The organism is Streptomyces niphimycinicus, from assembly GCF_018883605.1.
In the GTDB taxonomy this organism is placed as follows: Bacteria; Actinomycetota; Actinomycetes; order Streptomycetales; family Streptomycetaceae; genus Streptomyces; species Streptomyces niphimycinicus.
This window is the reverse complement of sequence record NZ_JAHLEM010001220.1, coordinates 1-1,681: the sequence shown is the minus strand read 5'-3', so window position 1 is coordinate 1,681 and position 1,681 is coordinate 1. Positions and strand designations below refer to the sequence as shown.

Annotated in this window: 1 protein-coding gene; it reads right to left on the bottom strand. The window is 78.0% G+C overall.

Features of this window, described 5'->3' with window-relative positions:
- Window positions 1-576: 576 nt before the first annotated feature.
- Window positions 577-1,681, bottom strand: a 1,105-nt coding sequence (gene cydC, locus KN815_RS48965; RefSeq protein ID WP_216348183.1) for a thiol reductant ABC exporter subunit CydC, incomplete at its 5' end; no start/stop codon positions are given.

Below are 1,681 nucleotides of genomic sequence, written 5' to 3'. Positions count from 1 at the left end.
GCTCCTGCCGGGACCCGCCGCAGCCATCGCCGCACCCCGCGCCCGTCTGAAGCCGCACCCCCGCGACGGCTCGCGCCGCACCCCACGACAGCTCCTGCCGGGACCCGCCCCGGCCATCGCCGCACCCCGCGCCCGGCTGGTGCCGGGCCCCGCGACAGCCAGCGCCGTAACGCACGGCATCTGGCGCCGAGGCCCGCTGCGGCCTCCCCCCAACCTCCTGGACGGGCTGGCGCCCCAGCCCGGCCGGGCCCGCGCCGTCTGGTTCCACGCCCCGCCCGTCGGGTGCCGTAGCCCATGGCAGCTCGCGACAAGGCCCGCGACAGCGGGTCTTGCGTGGCCCGCTGCGGCACTTGCCGCGACGCGCCGTCTGATGCCCGGCCCCGCGCCCGTCTGTTGCCGTAGCCCGGGACAGCTCATGCCATAGCCCGCGTCGTCTGCCGCCGGGGCAGCCTCCCGGCGGCGCCGGAGGGCGGCTCCCGGCGGTGTTGCCTGAGGCGGCGCCCGGCCGTGGCCGGGGTTCGCCGGGCCAGGCGTCGCGGGCCCGGCGACGGTCCGAAATCCGCCGGGCAGAGCCGCCTAGCCGGCGCCCATGTGCGCGGCGCCCACCAGGACTCCGGCCTCCGCGGCCTCGCGTTCCAGCATTCGGCGGAACGGCCCGTCGGCCACGGCCAGTTCCCCGTACGTCCCACGCTGGACGGCCCGGCCGCCGTCGAGCACGATCACCTCGTCCACCGCGTCCAGACCTGCCAGCCGGTGCGTGATCAGGACGGTGGTGCGGCCCTGGGTCGCCGACAGCAGGTCGGCCGTCAGCGCGTCGGCCGTGGGCAGGTCCAGATGTTCGGCGGGCTCGTCCAGCACCAGCACCGGGAAGTCCGCCAGCAGCGCGCGGGCCAGTGCGAGCCGCTGCCGCTGACCTCCGGAGAGCCGTGCGCCCTGCTCGCCGACGAGCGTGTCCAGGCCGTCCGGCAGCCCGTCCACCCAGTCCCGCAGCCGGGCCGCGGCCAGGGCCGCGCGTAGCTCGTCATCGCTCGCGCCGGGGCGGGCCAGCCGCAGGTTCTCGCGCAGCGAGCTGTCGAAGACATGGGCGTCCTGGGCGCAGAGACCGACGAGCCGCCGCACCGCGTCCCCGTCCAGGGCGGCGGCGTTCCGGCCCGCCAGGGTGTACGTGCCGCCCTCGGTGTCCAGGAAGCGGAGCAGCACCTGGGCGAGCGTGCTCTTGCCCGCCCCCGACGGGCCGACGACCGCCACCCGGTGGCCCGGCCGCAGCTCCAGGCCGAACCCGTCCAGCGCGGGGGCACGCTGCCCGGGGTGGCGTGCGGTGATCCCGCGCAGCACCAGCGGATACGGCGCACCGGGCGGCTCCTCACGCTGAGCCTCCCCGCGTCGCGCCTCCTCACGCCGCACCTCCCCGCGCCGCGCTTCCTCGGGCTCGCGCACCGGAAGCGGCTCGTCCAGCACCTCGTACACCCGCTCCGCGGCCCGCCGCACCCGCTGCCGGTGCTGCACCGCGAGCGGCAGCCCCGCGACGGCCTCGAAGGCGGCGAGCGGGGTCAGCACCACGACCGCCAGCCACACCCCGTGGATCCGGCCGTCCGCCACGGCCGGCACCCCCACCCACGCCGCGGCCGCCACGGTCAGCCCGCAGACCAGTGCGGACAGCCCGGCACCCGTACCGGCGGCG